Raw genomic sequence first — 1,211 nt, forward strand, 5'->3', positions numbered from 1 at the left:
TCTAATTTGTCGCAATGAAAACGAATTTTCTCAAAGTAGGGTTTAATTTTATCACAATATGCATCTGCTTTTTCTAACGCTTTTTTATTGGTTACTTTTTTACGCTCTTCTATCATTTTTAAAACCAAAGCATTAATTTCTGTTATATGATTAGAAATTGTCATAATTAACTCAATTTGTTCTTTAGCGATTGTTTTGTATTCCTCACCAAAAATTTCTTTTAAATTTTTAGTGTTTTCTAACAATGTATTTTGATATAAAATAGCTGTTGGTACAATATGATTTCTAGCAATATCTCCTAAAACACGCCCCTTTATTTGTAGTCTTTTTGCATATTCTTCTAATTCGACTTCATAACGTGCTTGTATTTCTACTTGCGTCATTACTTTCATCTCTTCGAAAAGCTTGATTGTTTTTTCTGAAATCTTTACTTTTAGCGCTTCTGGTGTCGTTTTATTATTACTTAAACCTCTCTTTTTTGCTTCTTTTTCCCAAGCTTCTCCATAACCATCACCATCAAAACGAATTTTTTTACAAGACTTAATATACTCTCTTAGCACATTAAAAACAGCTTCGTCTTTTTTAAGTTTTTTTGTATTAATTAATTCGTCTACTTCTATTTTAAACTCTTTTAACTGTTTGGCAACTATAGTGTTTAAAACCGTCATTGGAGCTGCACAATTAGTTAAAGAGCCTACTGCTCTAAACTCGAATTTATTACCGGTAAAAGCGAAAGGAGAGGTTCTATTTCTATCTGTATTGTCTAATAAAATTTCAGGTATTTTACCAATAATATTTAATTTTAAATCTGTTTTTTCTTGGGGTGATAATTTACCTTTGGTTACGTTTTCTAATTCGTCTAAAACAGCTGATAATTGACTACCAACAAATACAGAAATAATTGCTGGTGGTGCTTCACTAGAACCCAACCTAAAATCGTTACTTGCAGATGCCACAGAAGCTCTTAACAATTCTTCATACTCATAAACTGCCTTGATAGTATTTACAAAAAAGGTTAAAAATTGCAGGTTTTTCATAGGTGTTTTACCAGGGCTTAACAAGTTTACACCATTATCTAAAGACAAAGACCAGTTGTTGTGTTTACCAGAACCATTTATACCGGCAAAAGGCTTTTCATGAAATAATACTTTAAATTGATGTCTTTTAGAAATTTTCTGCATTACATCCATAATTAAAGAGTTATGGTCTAC

The 1,211-nt window shown here is 30.3% G+C and carries 1 pseudogene; it reads right to left on the bottom strand.

Annotated elements, in window-relative coordinates:
• Positions 1–1,211, bottom strand: a pseudogene (locus ACTG3S_RS09655) (glutamine synthetase type III); the annotation flags it as partial.

The sequence above is a fragment of the Polaribacter sp. genome, from assembly GCF_965656025.1.
Lineage (GTDB): Bacteria > Bacteroidota > Bacteroidia > Flavobacteriales > Flavobacteriaceae > Polaribacter.